We start from the raw sequence: 16,578 nt of genomic DNA on the forward strand, positions 1-16,578 counted from the left end.
AAGTAGTTTTTTAAAATACTAATTCAGGTTCCTCGATGGTCAGGCGGTTGTCCACGCTGAAAACGCCCGGCGCGGCCCAGACAGCGTCTGCGGCTTCATCCTTTTCCGCAAAAGAGCGGACTTTGCCGGTCAAGGTGGCCTTGTTCCCGGTCACTGATACTTTGATATTGGCCGCATCGATTGTCGCACTGCGATGGAAAGCTGCACTGATCTTTTTTTCCAGATCGTCTGCACTTATTTTCGGGCGGACGGTGATCAGGTTGCTGACCATTCGGACACCGTTGAGGTATTGAATGGCGGACTTGGCGCTGCTGCGCTGGAACTCCCATTCCACCTCACCTTCCAGCTTCACGATACCGTCTTCCACTTTGACCTTAATGCGGTCGTCCGGAATAGCGGTATGCCATTTCAACGCGTTGACCACCGCTTCGGCGATCTCCGTATCGGTTCGGCGATAAGCCGGCGACACGCCAACCTGGATGTCTTCGGCGATCGCCTTCACACCTGCCACTTTTTTTGCAGCATTTTCAGCGGCCAGCTTTTTAGCATAAGTATCGACCTGCCCGGATAAGGTCACCACGCCGTTCTTTACACTAACACCAATTTCTGCTGCCTGAAGGAAGGGCTGCCATTTCAATTCAGCCATCACATCTCTTTGGATTTCAACATCTGTTTTCATATGATTTTATTTAATTAAATAAACGATAAAGCAAATGAACACCTTATTCAGAAGCATGACCATGACGGCTGTCATTGGCTCCACTGATCCTGGTCAGGCCAGCGCGCAGGCTAACGATCAGTAAGATGATGGCGATAACTGCTTGCAACAAAATGAACCAGGATCGCATCTGCAGCTGCAGCTTTTCCAGTCGATCTTGAAGACCTTTTAGCTGCAGGCGCGTATGATCATCGAACGCCGATACCGCAAATCTGACCACATCCAGCCGCTTTTCTTCCTCCTCAGCAAATTGCGCCGGGCGCTTTACGTGCGATCGTTGTTCCTCCATACGCCAGTACCGCTGCGCCGTATCAATGCCGGCGACGACCGACCGCCAGAGCACTGCTCCGGCAGCATCTTTTTTGACCAGATCCTTGAGGTCCTTTAACTGGAGGTCAACGCTGTCCGTTATCTGATCGTAGCCGATGCGGAATAAGATCATACCGCTGGTCCGGTACCGCAGATGCAGAATATCCAGCAGACCGACCGAACGGGCCAGGTCGCGCAGGCGTTCATGTACTTGCTGCTGCTTATTGATCTGCCCCGTTAGATATTTTTGGGTATCCGTGCCCACAACGGTCATGACCAAAAGCAATATCACCAGTCCGAGGGCGGTCAATGATCCGCCGAGCGTGAGATTCCTCGAATGTTTGATGTTATTCATGAAAACCTATTTAAATCAAGACCAATTTAGGCGCTCTAATTGGCAAGGCCCATGATCAGTATCAGTTCATGAACTGACAGAGCGCATAGGATGGGCATGTTCCGGGACTTACTTTTGATCAACTGATGAATGGACATGAGTCCTGTTTCAGCCAGATGCACCTGTTGATGCATTGCGGAGCCGGCAGAGCCCGGCTCCGATCTTTTGCTGTCGGATCAATGCTGGACCTGCTTCACGTTCGGTGCGTGCTGTCTGCCAGCCAGATCCCGCCGGTCCCTGTTTTCTGAAAGAACAGCAGTAATCACCGTTACTTTCCCGGAATGCTCGACGGTCAGTTCAAGCTGCTCGCCGGGATCCCGGATTGCGATGATCTCTCTTAACTGGGCCGCAAAATATACAGGCTGCCGGTCGACTGCGGTGATGACGTCATTTTTACGCAGTCCCGCCTGGTAACCAGCACCGCTCTTTAACACGCTTTCAACCAGCACGCCGTTTGCGGTGCTTGTACCCAACCGCCTCGCCTGCGCATCGTTAAGGTCGCTGAAGCTGCCTTCGAGGCAGCCGTGCCGAACATGGGTATAACGGAGCAGGTCATGGTAAGCTTTATAAACCAACTGCGCCGGTATGGCAAAACTGTAACCGGCAAAGGTGCCGGATGGAGAAATGATGGCCGCGTTCATTCCGATCAACTGACCCTGGCGATTTAGCAGCGCACTGCCGCTCATCCCTTCATTGATGGCCGCGTCCGTTTGTAGAAAAGAATTTACTGTTGAAAGCGTCAGATTGTCATCAATGCTGCGGTAACGGGCGCTCAGGATACCGGCAGTAACGGTCGACGTGAGTTCAAGCGGGTTGCCGATAGCTAATACCTGGTCACCGATGCCCAGCAGTCCAGGATCACCGCGTTCTATAAAAGCCAGGCCTGATGCAGCGATCTTTAATAACGCCAGGTCTGCCTGGTCGTCAGTTCCGACCAGCACCGCACGGTAACTGCGACGGTTGGGTAGAATAACGTTCAAGCTGTCCCCGCCCGCAAGAACATGCGCGTTTGTCATCACATAACCATCTGCGCTAAGTACCACGCCAGAGGCACTGGCGATCAGTTTGCCAGTTTCCGTAGCAGCAGTCGGCAAGTTTTTCACCAATGGAGACTGGGGCCTGACAGCCAATATGCTATCTGAAAGAAATGATTGAACGACGACGACTGCCGGTAACGCACGTGTTACCGCAGCGCTCAGCCCGTTGTCGGTCGGTACCTGTGCTTTCAAAATTGCAGGTAACAGCAATAGGCCGTAAATAAGAAGATTTTTCATGATCGGCTTTTTTCTAAAGCTAAGGCGAACATTTTTTTTGTACGATGACACCAGGTCCGTATGGACGTGATCGCCGTCACTCATGTTCACTCTGCAGTAATGTATTCAGCAGCCTTGTATCCAGGTCATAGATGTCCCGGCGGAAATTCAGCTTGCCCATACGGTCCACAAACGCCGTGAAATAAGCGATGAAAACGGGAACAGGGTCTCTCAGCTTGACGGTGTTTTCTTTGCCCGCATTCATGAAGCGCCGAATCTTGTCCAGGGGCCAGTCGTGCCAGCCTTTTAACAAAGATGCTGCCAACCGTTCAGGTTCGCTGATGCGAATGCAGCCATGACTGAAAGCCCGGGTGGTCTGATCGAACAGCGATTTTGACGGCGTATCGTGCAGGTAGATATTGTAGCTATTAGGAAAAACGAACTTGACCAGTCCCAGCGGATTATCCGGACCGGGCCTTTGCCGGATCGCAGGCAGCCCGTTCTTTTGGCCGGTGACCTCCATATGATGTGCTTTCAAATAGCCGGGATCCCGCCGGATGGCAGGTAAAACTTCCTTTCTGAGGATTCCCGGGGGAATGTTCCAGTAGGGACTGAAAACGATATATTGTAATTCACCATAGAATACGGTCGTCTGATGCATGGTTTGCCCGACCACCGCTTTACAGCTCCAGAGGAGGCTATCTGCGTGGTAAACATGCAGCTTGAATTCAGGTATATTGACCGCCAGATAATCGCTGCTAAGCTGAACCGGCAGCCAGCGGCTGCGTTCCATATTGACGATCAGCTGTTCGATCCGTCGCTGCGGCGGTACATTCAACTCCTTCAAAGTTTCCGCGTTCAGGGTGCCCTGGGCTGACAGGCCATGTCTTTCCTGAAAACGTCGGATCGCGCTGGCGAGTTCCTGATCAAAAACAACACCCGTTGTGTCGCCGGAAAAGTCGTCCAGTTGTCTTAGCCTGGCCTTAACAGCGGCTATGGCAGCAGAGGAGTCACCTGTTACCAATTCACGGTTAATCGAGATCTCCGCCCAATTGGTCGCGGCCAGTTGATGATATTTCACCAAAAAGGTTCGCAGTAGTTCATATTGGCGGTAGACTGGCCCGGCCGTTTTAACATCAACCGCTCTGGCAGCGATCAGCGTATCCAGATATTGCTGGTAATTGATCCGCTTTCGCGGAAGATACCAATTAACGGCGCGGCTGGTCGACGCTGACTGTCCTGTCCAGGCCAGCCTGGCAAAAACGAAATATTGTGCGGTCAGCATCAATTCAAGATCCGTATTAACCCGCCGCGTTGAACCCACGTCGGTGAACAACAACGAATCCAATACCCTGGCATAAGGCGCCTGCTGATGCAGACCTTCATATTTCAGATTCAAGATCCGGTTGGCGAGGTTGGATGCCTGTTCGATCAGTTTGCTATTTTCAAACCAGGCATAAGCATAGTTCCGGCGCTTGTAAAATTCCTGCACATCTTTAGCATAGGATCTCAATGCGGGATAGCTGGAAAAGAAAGGTTGCAATAGCGCGCTGTCAAGTACCAATTTGTTTTGACGACTGAAAATTCCGCGCATACTTTCCTGCCGGGGATGAGCCGGCGTATCGGTGGTAATGGCGCTAGACGTTTTTTCCTGACCGCATGCGGGTAAGGATAATAACACGGTGAGAAACGTCCAAATGATCTTTGTCAGTTCACGTGTTTTGAACGGTATATTAATTGAATACTCCATCATCGGTCAGGTCAAAATACTTGAAATGATCCGTGCGCTTACCTAGTATCTCCTCGAGGTCATGCTGATCAACAATTTCTTTTTTAAGCAACAAGGCAGCAAGTTTTTCCAGTAAAGGCTTGTTTTCTTCCAAAATAAGCGTTGCGTCCTGATAGGCGCGCGCCAGCAGCTTACGCACCTCCGTGTCAATAAGATCACCGGTCGCTTCGCTGAATGGTTTTTGAAGCGATTGTTCGTGCTGTCCTGTTGAGTCATAATAGCTGACATTGCCAAGTTTATCGTCGAAACCGAAATAAACGACCATGCTATAGGCTTCTTTGGTCGCTTTTTCCAGGTCGTCCAAAGCGCCGGAGGAAACATCATCGAAAGTGACGGCCTCTGCCGCTCTTCCGGCCAATGTTGCACACAAGCGCTCCCGGAAGGCGGTTTTGCTGCGCAATTGCTTTTCTTCCGGAAGGTACCAGGATGCACCCAGTGATTTACCGCGCGGAATGATAGATACCTTCACCAACGGATCAACCGTTCGAAGCAGCCAGCTCACGATGGCATGACCAGCTTCGTGCGTAGCTATCGTCCTTTTTTCTTCCACGGAGATGATCTTACTTTTCTTTTCCAATCCGGCAACGATCCGGTCGATGGCTTCGTCAAAATCCGTCATGGTTATGCTAGCCGCTTTTCGGCGCGCCGCGATCAACGCGGCTTCGTTGCAAATATTGGCGATGTCAGCACCCGAAAATCCGGGCGTCTGCGCTGCGAGTATCTTAAGATCGATGTTGCCCGCCATCGTAAGCGGGGCCGTGTGTACCCGGAATATCGCTGACCTTTCAACGAGGTTCGGCAGTTCCAGGTAAACATGGCGGTCGAATCTGCCGGGCCGGACCAGTGCCGGGTCCAGCATGTCCGCACGGTTCGTCGCAGCGAGCACGATCACGCCGGTGTTGGTGCCAAATCCGTCCATTTCGGTCAATAACTGATTCAGTGTGCTTTCGCGCTCATCATTAGACCCGTTCAATAAAGCCCCTTTGCCCCGGGAACGACCGATCGCATCGATCTCATCGATAAAGATGATGCAAGGTGCCTTGCCTTTTGCCTGCTGAAAAAGGTCACGCACCCGGGAAGCCCCAACGCCGACGAACATCTCTACAAAGGCTGCCCCTGATATGGAAAAGAAGGGCACTTGTGCTTCGCCGGCTACCGCCTTGGCCAATAGGGTCTTGCCCGTTCCAGGCGGTCCCACCAGTATCACCCCTTTAGGTATTTTTGCACCCAATTTCGTAAACGCGTTAGGCTTTTTAAGAAAGTCTACAATTTCCTGAACCTCTACTTTTGCTTCTTCCAGCCCGGCTACATCTGCGAACGTCACCTCGCTGCTTTCCTTTTCCAACAGTATGGCCGGTGATTTGCCAAAATTAAATATAGATGGACCACCTGGTCCGCCCACGCCACCGGCCCGGCGCATGAGATACTTCCAAAGGAAATAAAGCAGTACAAAAGGAATTAGCCAGCTTAGCAGGTTAAGCAACCAGCTGCTTTCCACGAGGTAGCTTACCGGAATACGCTCTCCAGGTGAAAAATTGAGTTCTGCTTCGTCAAGATGATGCTCAAATGTTTCCACGGAACCGATGGTAAAGGTGTAATGCGGACCATAATACAACCCTTTGCCAAAGGCCGGCTTGAAGGCCGCTGCAAAAGCGGTATCCTTGGCAAATGACTTTTTGAGGTACACATCGACCCGTTCACGGTTGACGACTTCCAGTTTCTCGACCGCCTTTCTTGAAAGCATCTTCATGGAGAATTCTTGCCAGGTCGTCTCTGGCACCGTTTTACCTGAAAGAAGCGGCGAAAGGATCACATATAACAGAATGATCACATATACCCAGACCCAGCTGATCGGCGGCTTATTAGTCTTTCCGGCGGGTTTTTTCCTACTCCGGGGCCATAATTTTTTCATGAATTAAAATTACCCTTTACCGACCGGTAGGAAAATGACGGCAAAGCCCGGGTGACCTGATGAGCATCACCTGAAGGCCTGTTCTCGGTCAATTGTAAAAGATCAGAAACGGACTACTTTACGACCAACAAGATGCTTCACCATGGAACCAGAAAAATTTACCGCTAAGGCGGGAAATGAAACCATCAAAACGATCTTTGACCGCCGGGCGGTGCGGCAGTACGGCCAGCAAATGATCGATGACGACCTGCTTGACCAGATCCTCGATGCTGGCCGGATGGCGCCATCCGCCATGAATAGACAACCCTGGAAATTCTATATTGTAACACACCGGGATACGATAAACGCTTTTTCAAAGGCGATCGCCCGCGTAGTGCCGAAAATATTCCTGAAGATGGCTTTGAAGCATCCTGTAAAGTCTATAAAGACTTTACTACATAGTTCTTCCCAGCTGGCTAAGACAGGTGAAGATCATATATTTCACGGCGCCCCAGTCGTCATCTTTATTAGCTCGCCAGCGGACAATGAATGGGCCGGGCTGGAAACCGGGATGTGTGCACAAAATATGATGCTTGCGGCCCATTCACTTGGACTGGGCAGTTGCCCGATTGGATTGGCTAGATACATTGACCAGACTCCGCTCTATCATCAGTTAGAAGTACCCGCAGCTGAAAAGGTCCAACTGGCGGTCACTTTCGGCTATGGGGCAGAAACGCCACCAATACAGCCACGAGCCAAACATACCGCGATCTTTATTGACCGGATGGAGTGTTGCTGATCAGGCGGGCAAGGTATAGCGTTCCAGAATGGCTTTGAAAATCGCTTTTCTGGAATTCCAGGGGTCGAGACCCCGGCGTTCTACTTTCTCAGCGACCTGGGCCAGCTTCTCGTCTTTGACGGTGTGACGAAACCAATTAGCGTAATCATGTCTGTGCAGATGGTAGTACCAGGTATCGTCATCGATACCGCTGGCCATCTGGATGAACAGCATCAGGTTATTTGCTTTAAGGTTCAGACGGTGGCCGGGACCGGTGAAATAAAAACTGTTATAGTCCATGTCACCGGTAGCATATTTACGTTTGTGCCGCATCAGTAATGCGCCTGGCATGTCACTGGTCACCACCCTGAGCTTGGGCCGGTCCTTTTGCCAGACCAGCACTTCTCCTTTCTTAAAGACAAGATTTGCCGGCAAAGGCAGATCCGCGGCCAGCATATGTGCGACCGAACGCATGGTTTGGTCAGGAGCTTCGCCCATGACCAGTACTGTGTTGATCCTCTGGACAAGGGCCTGATCGAGCAGTTCAGGGCGGGTCGTTATGGCCAGAAAACTATTAAAATCGTCTGGGAACGCTACCGGGCCGGAATGGTGCTGGCGTGGCATAAGGTGATGCGCCTCATCCATGATCATAAAGTGGGGATGACCGGTCATTTTTCGGACGCCAGCAACGGCTTGTGCCAATTTGTTGAAATAAGCCGGGCGGTCATCTAAGGGAACAGCGAGGATGCAAACGATCACATTTTCATCGGCCCTGGCGAGCAATCCGGTCACTTCGCTGATCAGGGGCGGATGACTCCCGTCACCAATAGTAAGTACACCCGGCAGTTCCTGGTAGTCACCTTCCGGATCGATCAGGCAGAACTGGTAGGCTTTGGCGATCAATTTTTCTATAAATGCAGCTGCCAGCGTCGTCTTTCCAAAGCCGGAAGTGCCGGCCAGTAAGATCCGCTCACCATAAGGGCAAATCTGAAATAAGCTGCCATTCATTTCTTTACCCAATGGCAGGTAATGGCGCGACAGGCACGAGTCGATCTGTCCCAGGTCGTCACTGATCAATCGTTGAATAAGCTGGATCACCCCTTCTGCCGCCGGTCTGTCGGTTGTCCAGTCAGCTATACCGCCCACCTGCGGCAAAGCATTTTGTACCGCGACGGCGCATTCCGCCGCAAGCAGCATGGCCGTGTCATTTTCCGCATCGCCGATCGCTACCGCATTGTGTTCGGAGATCTGCAATGCCCGCAAGGCATGATGAAGGCCGGTAGCTTTGTTGATGCCGGGCGGCAATACCATGATAGCGCCTTTGTTAAAGATCAATTGATATTCTAACCCCGCTGACCGGATGGCGTTCAAAAAAGTTTGCTGATGAGGCTCCCAACCGGCTACGATCACATGGCCGACAGCAATCGGCACTGACTGACTTTCCAAATCAGCAATAAAGCTTTTTGGCGGGGGCAGTCCGAGCAATGATAACTCCTGCGTGGCGGGGCAGTAAAGTACTGCACCGTTCTCCGCCACAATACGATCGAATAGCCCATATTCCGGGAATATCGTTTTTAATTCTTCCAGTTGGCGGCCCGTGACCAGGATCAGCTTCCGCCCGGTCGCTTTCAGCGCTTCAAGGGCCTGGATCGCTTCGGGCACAACGCGGTTTTCACTGGCCAGTGTGCCGTCATAATCGGTGATGAAGCAATGGTAGCGCATAGCAATTTACTGAGAAGCAAAGCTTTCGATTTCTGACATGCCCACCAATGACGTCGGTCAGGCAAAGAGCTGATCGGCGAGCGCTTGCAGATCAGTTGACCGGGTGATACAGGTCATTGAGCTCGATCGTACCATGAGTGACCTTTGTAGCAGATCGAATAAATGATCCATAAAGTAATAACATGAAAAATCTAGCAAACAAGGTGGCCCTGATCACCGGTGCAGCCTCCGGTATCGGTAAATCGATCGCGCTGCTTTATGCGGCCGAAGGTGCAAAGTTGGTGCTGTCAGACATCGACACAACGAATGGCGAAGCGGTCTGTAACCAAGTAAAAAGCAAAGGCGGTGAAGCGATCTTTGTCCGGGCGGATACCTCTTTAGCCGCTTCTAATGAAAAGCTGGTAACAAGCGCCTTTGAACAATTCGGTGGTTTGCACATCGCTGTCAATAATGCCGGGATTGCCGGAGCTTTGAACCAGGTGGCCGAGTATCCTATAGAAGGCTGGGATAAAGTGATCCAGACCAACCTGTCCGGTGTCTTTTATGGCATGCATTACCAGATCCCCGCGATCATCAAATCCGGAGGAGGAAGTATTGTCAACATGGCCTCTATACTGGGGAAGGTCGGAACGAAAGGATCGCCGGCCTATGTTGCTGCCAAACATGGCGTGGTAGGTTTAACCGAAGCTGCAGCGCTCGAATATGCTGATAAAGGTGTCCGCATTAATGCCATCGGGCCTGGTTACATCCGCACGCCATTACTGAATATTCTGGACGAAAACACACTACATGCGGTAAAGGCATTACATCCGATGGGCCGACTGGGCACGCCTGAAGAAGTGGCTGAACTAGCACTTTGGCTCAATTCCGATAAAGCCTCTTTCGTTACCGGTTCCTATTATAATATTGATGGTGGTTACCTGGCGCAATAATGCTGTGAATCATGAAAAAAGCAGGGTTGTTCCGGCCGGCGCGTCTCCTTTTTTACGTCATCTCCTTAGTGATCTTTTACCTGGCTATCCGGTATGTCGGAAAACTAAGGGACATCCGTTTGCTTTTGGCGCAGATGAGTGCAGCCTGGTTCGTCCTGGCCGTCACTGCGCAGATCATCACTTATTGGCTGAACGTCATGATCCTGCGAACGCTCTTACATGGGCAGACCGGGCGGGCCGGCATATTCATTCTTTTCAAACTATCTATCGTTATCCTGTTCGTTAACCAGGCCTTACCCACTGGCGGGATCAGCGGTAACGGCTACCTGTTCCGCCAGTTGGTCAAGCGGAAAGTGCCGGTCAGAAAAGCTTATCAAGCACTGGTGTTGGAGTCCTTTACCTATTATGTGGCATTTGTGATCTTATTGACCGCACTTTACGCATGGCACCGGCACCTGTCCGGAAGCCAGCCAGTCATGACCTATACGGTAGCTGCCGGTTGTGTATTCTTCAGTTGCCTTGGCGCATTGATGCTGATGATCAGTCACCAGCGCACGATCTCTTATTTGCTGCCTAAACTTAACCGGGTACATTGGTTAAAACGGTATATCGCTGCCAGCGGGCTGCTGGCACTGGTTAAAAGAAACCGAACGGATTGGAAGGACATTATTAAAATTGATCGAAGTTTTATTCAAGCCGTATGTTATCAAATGGGTATACTGGTTTGTGATGCGGTCACGATCTTTGCAATTGTACATGGGTTTCATGTCTCTTTGCACCCCGCCTTAATTCTCTACGGTTTATTACTGAGCCTGGTCATTGGGTCCCTGCCGATATCGCCAGGTGCCTTGATCGCTTACGAAAGCGCCATGACGTATTTCTATACGTTATTGGGATTACCCGTTCACGCTGCACTGATCGTTACCCTGTTGTTTCGATTTTTTTCATTTTGGATTCCGATACCGGTTGGTCTGGCCCTTTATCGCAACCTTCGCCATCATTGAGGTCGGTCTGACGAGGATCATCTTTCCGGCTGCCAGCCGTCAAGGATCAATTGACCGGGGCGAATTAATTTGGGCAAACCATTTTATGTGATGCCTTATGAAAACGATCCTGGTTTTAACCGATTTTTCACGGAACGCGGCACACGCAGGCCGTTCCGCTGCCTGGCTGGCTGAAAAAACACATGCCGGCCTGTTACTCTGGAATTGCTCACCCAAAGTACCGGTGATGCCGGCCTACCTTGGGGGCGTCGCTGTAGCCGAAGTAATGGCCGGAACCGAGGAAGGCCAGGACCTGCTTGACGAGGCGGTGCGGGACCTGGAAGACTACATCAGCAGCACTGACGGTGCCTATAAGCCGCGCTTAGCCACCAGCTATCATGAAGGCAGCCTGGAGCAAGAACTTCAGCAGCAATTAGCAATAGATGCGGTCGAAATGATCGTGATCGGTTCCGCAGCATCGAACTGCAGCGCCGATCATATCTTTAAGGGCAGCGACACCTTCAAAATTTTGGAGGCGGCAACATGTCCGGTCCTGGTCGTGCCGCCGAGGGCTGGGCTCGACCAACTCGAAAAAGTCGTGTTCGCGACAGATTACGAACAAGAGGATCTCCAGGTGCTTAAGCAAATGCAGCAGTTATTTGGCGTGTTCGATCCGGTTATAGAGATAGTCCACGTTACGCTGAACGGTGACAAAGATGAGGCCGTAATCGCTAAAGAAGCCCAGTTCCTTGAACAATTAGGCAAAATAAATAGGCAGTTTAGTTACAAGGAGATCAGAGGTAAAGAGGTTACCGGCCGTCTGAACCGCATCAGTAAACAAACCGGTGCGGATCTGCTGGCGATGACCCATCACCAATACGCCTTATTCAAACGGCTGATGACCGACAGCGAGGCCAAAAAGGAATTGGCGCATCAAAAGATACCCTTGTTGTTTTTTCCCATTAATCTGAAAAGATCATGATCGTCATTGTTTGCGGTCTTCCAGGTACCGGCAAAACTTTTTTTGCCAGTGCGTTAGCGTCAAGGTTAAACGCCCGGCTGATAAGCAGCGATGTGGTGCGCACCAATTTGAAGCGCAGGGGTAAATACGACGAAGACAATAAGAATGCCGTTTACGCAGCAATGCTGCTAATACTTGCTGAGGCGCTGCAAGACCACGACAGCGTGGTCCTTGATGCTACTTTTTACAAATCGGCTATCCGTGATCTTTTTACCGCTAAAGCCAGACAATACGGCGAACCTTTTTACTTTATTCAGCTATTGGCCAGCGGGAAGACCATAAAGGAACGGATGAAACAAAAAAGACGCGACAGCGAAGCGGACTTTGACGTTTACCTTAAGATTAAGGCCGCTTTCGAACCGCTGACGGAGCGTCATCTTGATCTCAATTCAGAAGAGGAACAACTGCAAGCAATGCTTTCACAAGCGCTTTCATTTATCAGGCAAACGTATCATGAAATCCGCTGAGATCCAAGTATTAGCTGCAGACCTGGAAGACCGGCAACAGACGGATCGCGCCCGGCTTATTGAAACGCATATATCCTGGGTGATACTTATCGGCGATTTTGCCTACAAGATAAAAAAGCCGGTGCGCTTTTCATTCCTGGATTTCTCTACCTGCAAGCGACGCAAATTTTTCTGCGAGCGGGAACTTTTTCTGAACAGCCGGCTGGCGCCGCAGATGTATCTGGGCGTATTTCCTATTTACGCGTCCAGGAAGCATTTATCGTTAACAAACAACAATGGCAGGATCGTCGATTATGCGGTCAGGATGCAGCGAATGGACACGGCCAAAGAAATGGGAAAACTGCTGGCCGCCGGAAAAGTCGGTCAAAAACAGATCGTCACACTAGCCGCCAAACTTGCCGCTTTCCATCGCAGTGCGAAAGTAGTTCAACGGCATGTCGACCTAAGAGCATTGCATAAGCGGTGGGCTGAATTGCTGACCGTCCAAAGCCTGACAAAAAAACGCTTAGGCGAAGGTTGCGCGGCTATACTGCAGAAAGCTGTTGAATACGGGAAACGCTACTTAAAATTCAACAGCGCCATCATTAGCGAACGCTATAAGAGTGGTGCTGTTCGCGACCTTCATGGTGATCTGCATGCAGGGAATATTTTTCTTTATGAGGAGCCCGTTATCTTTGACTGCATTGAATTTAATAATGATCTGCGCCAGGTAGACATGCTGGATGAGCTGGCATTCCTCCAGATGGACATGGAAAGTTACGGCGAGTTGGAACTTAGCAAATTGCTTTTTGAAGAATATAGCAAGCTTATGGGCCTGGCGACCACAACGGCACCCAAAGGTCTTTATCAGTATTATAAGATTTACCGCGCAGCGGTTCGGGCGAAAGTTCAGATAATACAGTCCGGAAGCGCGTCTGACAAGGCGATGAGCTTAGTATTTGCCAACCGGTATCTCAAATTGTTGGAAACTTATATTTCATTACCTCCCTTTGATCCGATGGTATAGGGAGCGGATCGCCGCTCCGTTCCAGCCCGCCAGCCTGCCCCTTTGAACCGTCAACCTGTTTAGACTCGGGTGGTCCGGAAAGTAGTAGAACGCAAATCCCGCGGTCGGATCCTGCCAGCCGATGATCTGGCCGAAGCGCAGATCATTAAATACCAGGGTATCGCTGTGTATCTCTGCCGTATAGAACTTTTGTGAAAAACGTATGAGCTGCTGAACGCCGGCCGGATCTTTAGCCTTTGCCAGCAAATAAGCGTTGCGGGGGAAATAGTGCAGCGAAAGTTGCCCTTGCCGGTCGAAGACCGAGTGATACGTCACGTAATAGCCGCTGTCTGAGCCGGCAACAATGTACCATAACCAATTTTGCAACGGTGCAGGGGTGCTGAGGTACTGGGAATAATTGATCTTTTGCCGATGAAGCAGTTCCGTGACCCTGCTGTCGACCACTCGCTTATGCACGCCGCAGTAAAACAGGTAAAGAACTGCCATACCCAAACCCAGCAATTCGCGGTTCCTCCGCCGGCTGAGATCATTTTTGGCAAAGAGCAACACCACACAAGCGCTCAAAGGCCAGATCGACAGGAAGGGATCCGCAACATAAACGATATTGAATGCGATGCGCGTTGAGTCGAAAGGTTCCCACCAACCGGTGCCATAGTTGTTAAAAGCATCCAGCACATCATGCAGCAGAATGGCGATCCAGAAAAACACTAACCATCTTTGCCAGCTCCATCCTGCCGGCTTGTTTTGACGTGAGGCTAAAGCGGCCAGCAGAACGGCCACTAATGCACTGATCATAAAAGAATGAGTGATACCACGATGGGCAAGCAGTGCGGCAGGAGTCGGAAGCCATACCGCCGTGACTACATCAATATCCGGCAGGCTATGAACGACGGCTCCCCAGGCCATTGCCCGCTTGCCGATAATCCGACCGGCAAAGACCTCGCCTAAGCAGGCACCGATCCCCAGATGTGTTACAATGTCCATGAGAAGTGCAAGATAACCCTGGCTTTGCCTGTTGTCACTGACGAAAAGCAATCAGTGGCATGACCTTTATCATGTTCGTTCTCCATAACATTCAAGAGCTTAGGTCAATAATCGATTTCTTCGTTATGAAAAATGTTTTGGTACTGACCGATTTCAAGGCGGCAGCTAAATGTGCTGCAGAGCAGGCTTTGACCATCGCTGCACAAATAAATGCCGAGATCTGGTTGGTCAACGTTTATCCCATCACGCCATATTTGCCGCCCGTAGGTTCGGCGGTACTGCCGGAAACGACCGCGGTACAAAAGCGGCGTGATAGTCTGCTGAAATTGAACCGGGAGGTGCGGCGGCTGGAACGTATAAAGCTGCCCGGTCAAAAACCAACTATTCGCCCGGTCGCTTTGGAAGGGCAGCTTGCCGACCGGGTAGCCGAATTTGCCCACCGGAAAAAGAGCCGCCTGATCGCAATGGGAGCGTCGAAAAAATCCTATGGCGATCCGCTGTTCAGCGGAGATGTCAAAGCGGTGTTACATCATGTAGGCTGCCCGGTACTAGCGACGCCAGTGAACGCCAATTATTTAAATATAAGTCATATTCTTTTTGCCACCGATCTGGCCACTGCCGATGAGCCCGTGATCGGCGAACTCCTCGACCTTACCGCCCGCCTGAAAGGGCAGCTGACGATCGGGCATGTCTCGCCAAAGGTCCTCATTCCTGATTTTGCGGAACAAGAACGCGTTGCTGCCTTTAGCCAAAAGATCAAAAGCTTATATCCGGCGGTCCGGCATGCCAATGTGAGGGCATCCAAAGTGGTCGAGGGGCTGGAAATGCTGGAGCAGGAAAAGCAAGTGGACATTCTTGCCTTACGTTACCGCAAGCATCCTTTTTGGTATCATCTTTTTCATGAGAACCCGCTGAAGGAGCTGCTTAGCAGCGGTCGTCTGGCATTACTGATCTTTCCGGATAAAACATTACGAAATGAGTAATTTCAAAAAACGCCTGATAACAGGGGCCGGGCTGCTCGTCGTCGTCATGGGCGGCATCTGGCTCGGGCCATTGGGGTTCACCGGCTTATTATTAGCGATCAACTTTTTGAGCCTGCGGGAGTTTTACCGGTTATTGAAGACACCCGGCTCCAAGCCAGCTAACGGAGCAGCATTTCTGCTATCCGGCTGTATGATCGTTACCACCTTCTTCGTCAGCAGCGGCATGGGCGGCTGGCCGTGGTTCTTGCTTAATTTGCCGGTCGGCTTCGGTATTTTCGTCGCAGCACTTTACCGGCGAAGCACCAGGCCTTTTCCAGCCCTGGCGATCAGTTATTTAGGGATCATCTGCATTTGCATTCCGGTGTGTTGTTTTCTTGTACTGGCCTTTCTGCCCGGCCATACCTATGATTATCAGCCTAAAGTTCCTTTAAGTATTTTTCTGTTGCTTTGGGCCAATGATAGCGGGGCTTACCTTAGCGGCAAGGCATTCGGAAAACACCCCTTGTTTCATCGCATATCACCGAATAAGACCTGGGAAGGTAGTTTTGGCGGAGCAACAGCGTGTTTATTAATGAGCGGCCTGCTGTCCAGTAGCGATCTACCGTTAACCCTGATACAGTGGCTGCTATTGGCTACGATCATTATCATCACCGGGACCTATGGTGACCTGGTCAAATCGCTGCTGAAACGCAGCCTGAAGGTAAAGGATTCCGGTACCATACTTCCGGGACATGGTGGTATGCTGGACAGATTTGACAGCTTGTATGGCTCAGCGCCATTTGTACTGATATACCTCATCATTATTTGGCGATGACTAAGATAAGCTACCGATTGATCAATGTGATCACGTTCTACCGGTTGGCGGCTGCGCCGCTTTTGGTCGTATTATTATTATACCAGCAATTTCATATTTTCAAATGGTTGCTGGCGGTCAGTTTCTTTACCGATGCCATCGATGGCTGGCTGGCACGGACATTCAGGACAGTGAGCCTGATGGGTGCAAGGATAGATTCGATCGCCGATGACCTTACCGTAACAGCAGCAATTTTAGGCATGGTCCTTTATCATCATGCATTCTTACGGAGCGAATGGCCGCTCATAGCCATCCTTTTGCTATTCTATCTGATCCAAAATAGTATCGCCCTGATCCGTTTTCGCAAACTGACCAGTTTCCATACTTATCTGGCAAAGGCAGCCGCTGTTCTTCAAGGCGTGTTTTTTATTGTATTCTAGGACCGAGCCGCTGATGTACCTGTTCTATATTGCGATCACAGTCACTCTGCTTGATCTGGCTGAAGAGATCATACTGGTCGCGATTCTCCCGAAATGGGAAGCAGATGTTAAGGGG

The 16,578-nt window shown here is 50.8% G+C and carries 16 protein-coding genes; 9 read left to right on the forward strand and 7 right to left on the reverse strand.

What is annotated here, in order from left to right:
* Nucleotides 1-10: 10 nt before the first annotated feature.
* The 5 genes from NPE20_RS12100 to ftsH form a co-directional block, all read right to left on the reverse strand.
* Nucleotides 11-679, reverse strand: coding sequence for a BON domain-containing protein (locus NPE20_RS12100; RefSeq protein WP_256538917.1), 669 nt, complete (start codon nucleotides 677-679; stop codon nucleotides 11-13).
* Between the two features lie 43 nt (nucleotides 680-722).
* Complete coding sequence (locus NPE20_RS12105; protein WP_256538918.1) at nucleotides 723-1,382, reverse strand: hypothetical protein; 660 nt, start codon at nucleotides 1,380-1,382, stop codon at nucleotides 723-725.
* Nucleotides 1,383-1,597: 215 nt separating this feature from the next.
* Nucleotides 1,598-2,779 (reverse strand): S1C family serine protease, encoded by a 1,182-nt coding sequence (locus tag NPE20_RS12110; protein ID WP_256538919.1) that lies wholly within the window; start codon nucleotides 2,777-2,779, stop codon nucleotides 1,598-1,600.
* Nucleotides 2,772-4,427, reverse strand: a complete 1,656-nt coding sequence (locus NPE20_RS12115) for a L,D-transpeptidase family protein (RefSeq protein ID WP_256538920.1) — start codon at nucleotides 4,425-4,427, stop codon at nucleotides 2,772-2,774. Before NPE20_RS12115 ends, NPE20_RS12110 begins: the two co-directional genes overlap by 8 nt.
* The gene (gene ftsH, locus NPE20_RS12120; RefSeq protein ID WP_256538921.1) at nucleotides 4,408-6,375 is read right to left on the reverse strand and encodes an ATP-dependent zinc metalloprotease FtsH; all 1,968 of its coding nucleotides are present in this window, start codon (nucleotides 6,373-6,375) and stop codon (nucleotides 4,408-4,410) included. Before ftsH ends, NPE20_RS12115 begins: the two co-directional genes overlap by 20 nt.
* Nucleotides 6,376-6,517: 142 nt before the next feature.
* Between ftsH and NPE20_RS12125 the strand changes: the two genes are divergently transcribed.
* Nucleotides 6,518-7,153, forward strand: coding sequence for a nitroreductase family protein (locus NPE20_RS12125; RefSeq protein WP_256538922.1), 636 nt, complete (start codon nucleotides 6,518-6,520; stop codon nucleotides 7,151-7,153).
* Here NPE20_RS12125 and NPE20_RS12130 read toward each other — a convergent pair whose 3' ends face one another.
* The gene (locus tag NPE20_RS12130; protein ID WP_256538923.1) at nucleotides 7,154-8,854 is read right to left on the reverse strand and encodes an HAD-IIB family hydrolase; all 1,701 of its coding nucleotides are present in this window, start codon (nucleotides 8,852-8,854) and stop codon (nucleotides 7,154-7,156) included.
* Between the two features lie 182 nt (nucleotides 8,855-9,036).
* Between NPE20_RS12130 and NPE20_RS12135 the strand changes: the two genes are divergently transcribed.
* The 5 genes from NPE20_RS12135 to NPE20_RS12155 all read left to right on the forward strand — a co-directional run bounded on the left by NPE20_RS12135 (nucleotide 9,037) and on the right by NPE20_RS12155 (nucleotide 13,263).
* Entirely contained in the window at nucleotides 9,037-9,786 is a 750-nt protein-coding gene (locus NPE20_RS12135; protein WP_256538924.1) for an SDR family NAD(P)-dependent oxidoreductase, read from the forward strand.
* Between the two features lie 11 nt (nucleotides 9,787-9,797).
* A complete protein-coding gene (locus NPE20_RS12140) occupies nucleotides 9,798-10,790 on the forward strand; it encodes a lysylphosphatidylglycerol synthase transmembrane domain-containing protein (protein WP_256538925.1) in 993 nt (330 codons plus the stop codon).
* A 97-nt stretch (nucleotides 10,791-10,887) separates the two neighbouring features.
* Nucleotides 10,888-11,751: a universal stress protein gene (locus NPE20_RS12145; protein WP_256538926.1), complete on the forward strand. Its 864-nt coding sequence runs from the start codon at nucleotides 10,888-10,890 to the stop codon at nucleotides 11,749-11,751.
* Nucleotides 11,748-12,257, forward strand: coding sequence for a P-loop nucleotide/nucleoside kinase family protein (locus NPE20_RS12150; RefSeq protein WP_256538927.1), 510 nt, complete (start codon nucleotides 11,748-11,750; stop codon nucleotides 12,255-12,257). The genes NPE20_RS12145 and NPE20_RS12150 overlap by 4 nt, the downstream gene beginning before the upstream one ends.
* Nucleotides 12,244-13,263 carry a hypothetical protein gene (locus NPE20_RS12155; protein ID WP_256538928.1) on the forward strand — a complete coding sequence of 340 codons (1,020 nt, stop codon included), beginning with the start codon at nucleotides 12,244-12,246 and terminating at the stop codon, nucleotides 13,261-13,263. The genes NPE20_RS12150 and NPE20_RS12155 overlap by 14 nt, the downstream gene beginning before the upstream one ends.
* Here the strand turns inward: NPE20_RS12155 and NPE20_RS12160 are convergent.
* Entirely contained in the window at nucleotides 13,237-14,247 is a 1,011-nt protein-coding gene (locus tag NPE20_RS12160; protein WP_256538929.1) for a metal-dependent hydrolase, read from the reverse strand. The two genes, NPE20_RS12155 and NPE20_RS12160, sit on opposite strands and share 27 nt — an antisense overlap.
* Nucleotides 14,248-14,306: 59 nt before the next feature.
* On the opposite strand from NPE20_RS12160, the gene NPE20_RS12165 reads away from it, so the two are divergent.
* Genes NPE20_RS12165 through NPE20_RS12175 form a run of 3 tightly spaced genes read left to right on the forward strand, consistent with a single transcriptional unit; the run spans nucleotide 14,307 to nucleotide 16,463 of the window.
* Entirely contained in the window at nucleotides 14,307-15,230 is a 924-nt protein-coding gene (locus NPE20_RS12165; RefSeq protein WP_256538930.1) for a universal stress protein, read from the forward strand.
* Nucleotides 15,223-16,044, forward strand: a complete 822-nt coding sequence (locus tag NPE20_RS12170; RefSeq protein ID WP_256538931.1) for a phosphatidate cytidylyltransferase — start codon at nucleotides 15,223-15,225, stop codon at nucleotides 16,042-16,044. Before NPE20_RS12165 ends, NPE20_RS12170 begins: the two co-directional genes overlap by 8 nt.
* Nucleotides 16,041-16,463: a CDP-alcohol phosphatidyltransferase family protein gene (locus tag NPE20_RS12175; RefSeq protein ID WP_256538932.1), complete on the forward strand. Its 423-nt coding sequence runs from the start codon at nucleotides 16,041-16,043 to the stop codon at nucleotides 16,461-16,463. Before NPE20_RS12170 ends, NPE20_RS12175 begins: the two co-directional genes overlap by 4 nt.
* The last annotated feature ends 115 nt before the right edge of the window (nucleotides 16,464-16,578 follow it).

The sequence above is a fragment of the Mucilaginibacter aquariorum genome, assembly GCF_024498135.1.
Taxonomy (GTDB): Bacteria; Bacteroidota; Bacteroidia; order Sphingobacteriales; family Sphingobacteriaceae; genus Mucilaginibacter; species Mucilaginibacter aquariorum.

Excerpts from the sequence above, each read along its gene's own strand:
- NPE20_RS12130 (WP_256538923.1), bottom strand. The coding sequence starts at position 8,854 with ATGCGCTACCATTGCTTCATCACCGATTATGACGGCACACTGGCCAGT.
- NPE20_RS12125 (WP_256538922.1), top strand. The coding sequence starts at position 6,518 with ATGGAACCAGAAAAATTTACCGCTAAGGCGGGAAATGAAACCATCAAA.
- NPE20_RS12140 (WP_256538925.1), top strand. The coding sequence starts at position 9,798 with ATGAAAAAAGCAGGGTTGTTCCGGCCGGCGCGTCTCCTTTTTTACGTC.
- NPE20_RS12135 (WP_256538924.1), top strand. The coding sequence starts at position 9,037 with ATGAAAAATCTAGCAAACAAGGTGGCCCTGATCACCGGTGCAGCCTCC.
- NPE20_RS12160 (WP_256538929.1), bottom strand. The coding sequence starts at position 14,247 with ATGGACATTGTAACACATCTGGGGATCGGTGCCTGCTTAGGCGAGGTC.
- NPE20_RS12150 (WP_256538927.1), top strand. The coding sequence starts at position 11,748 with ATGATCGTCATTGTTTGCGGTCTTCCAGGTACCGGCAAAACTTTTTTT.
- NPE20_RS12165 (WP_256538930.1), top strand. The coding sequence starts at position 14,307 with ATGACCTTTATCATGTTCGTTCTCCATAACATTCAAGAGCTTAGGTCA.
- NPE20_RS12175 (WP_256538932.1), top strand. The coding sequence starts at position 16,041 with ATGACTAAGATAAGCTACCGATTGATCAATGTGATCACGTTCTACCGG.
- NPE20_RS12170 (WP_256538931.1), top strand. The coding sequence starts at position 15,223 with ATGAGTAATTTCAAAAAACGCCTGATAACAGGGGCCGGGCTGCTCGTC.
- NPE20_RS12110 (WP_256538919.1), bottom strand. The coding sequence starts at position 2,779 with ATGAGTGACGGCGATCACGTCCATACGGACCTGGTGTCATCGTACAAA.
- NPE20_RS12155 (WP_256538928.1), top strand. The coding sequence starts at position 12,244 with ATGAAATCCGCTGAGATCCAAGTATTAGCTGCAGACCTGGAAGACCGG.
- NPE20_RS12100 (WP_256538917.1), bottom strand. The coding sequence starts at position 679 with ATGAAAACAGATGTTGAAATCCAAAGAGATGTGATGGCTGAATTGAAA.
- ftsH (WP_256538921.1), bottom strand. The coding sequence starts at position 6,375 with ATGAAAAAATTATGGCCCCGGAGTAGGAAAAAACCCGCCGGAAAGACT.
- NPE20_RS12115 (WP_256538920.1), bottom strand. The coding sequence starts at position 4,427 with ATGATGGAGTATTCAATTAATATACCGTTCAAAACACGTGAACTGACA.
- NPE20_RS12145 (WP_256538926.1), top strand. The coding sequence starts at position 10,888 with ATGAAAACGATCCTGGTTTTAACCGATTTTTCACGGAACGCGGCACAC.
- NPE20_RS12105 (WP_256538918.1), bottom strand. The coding sequence starts at position 1,382 with ATGAATAACATCAAACATTCGAGGAATCTCACGCTCGGCGGATCATTG.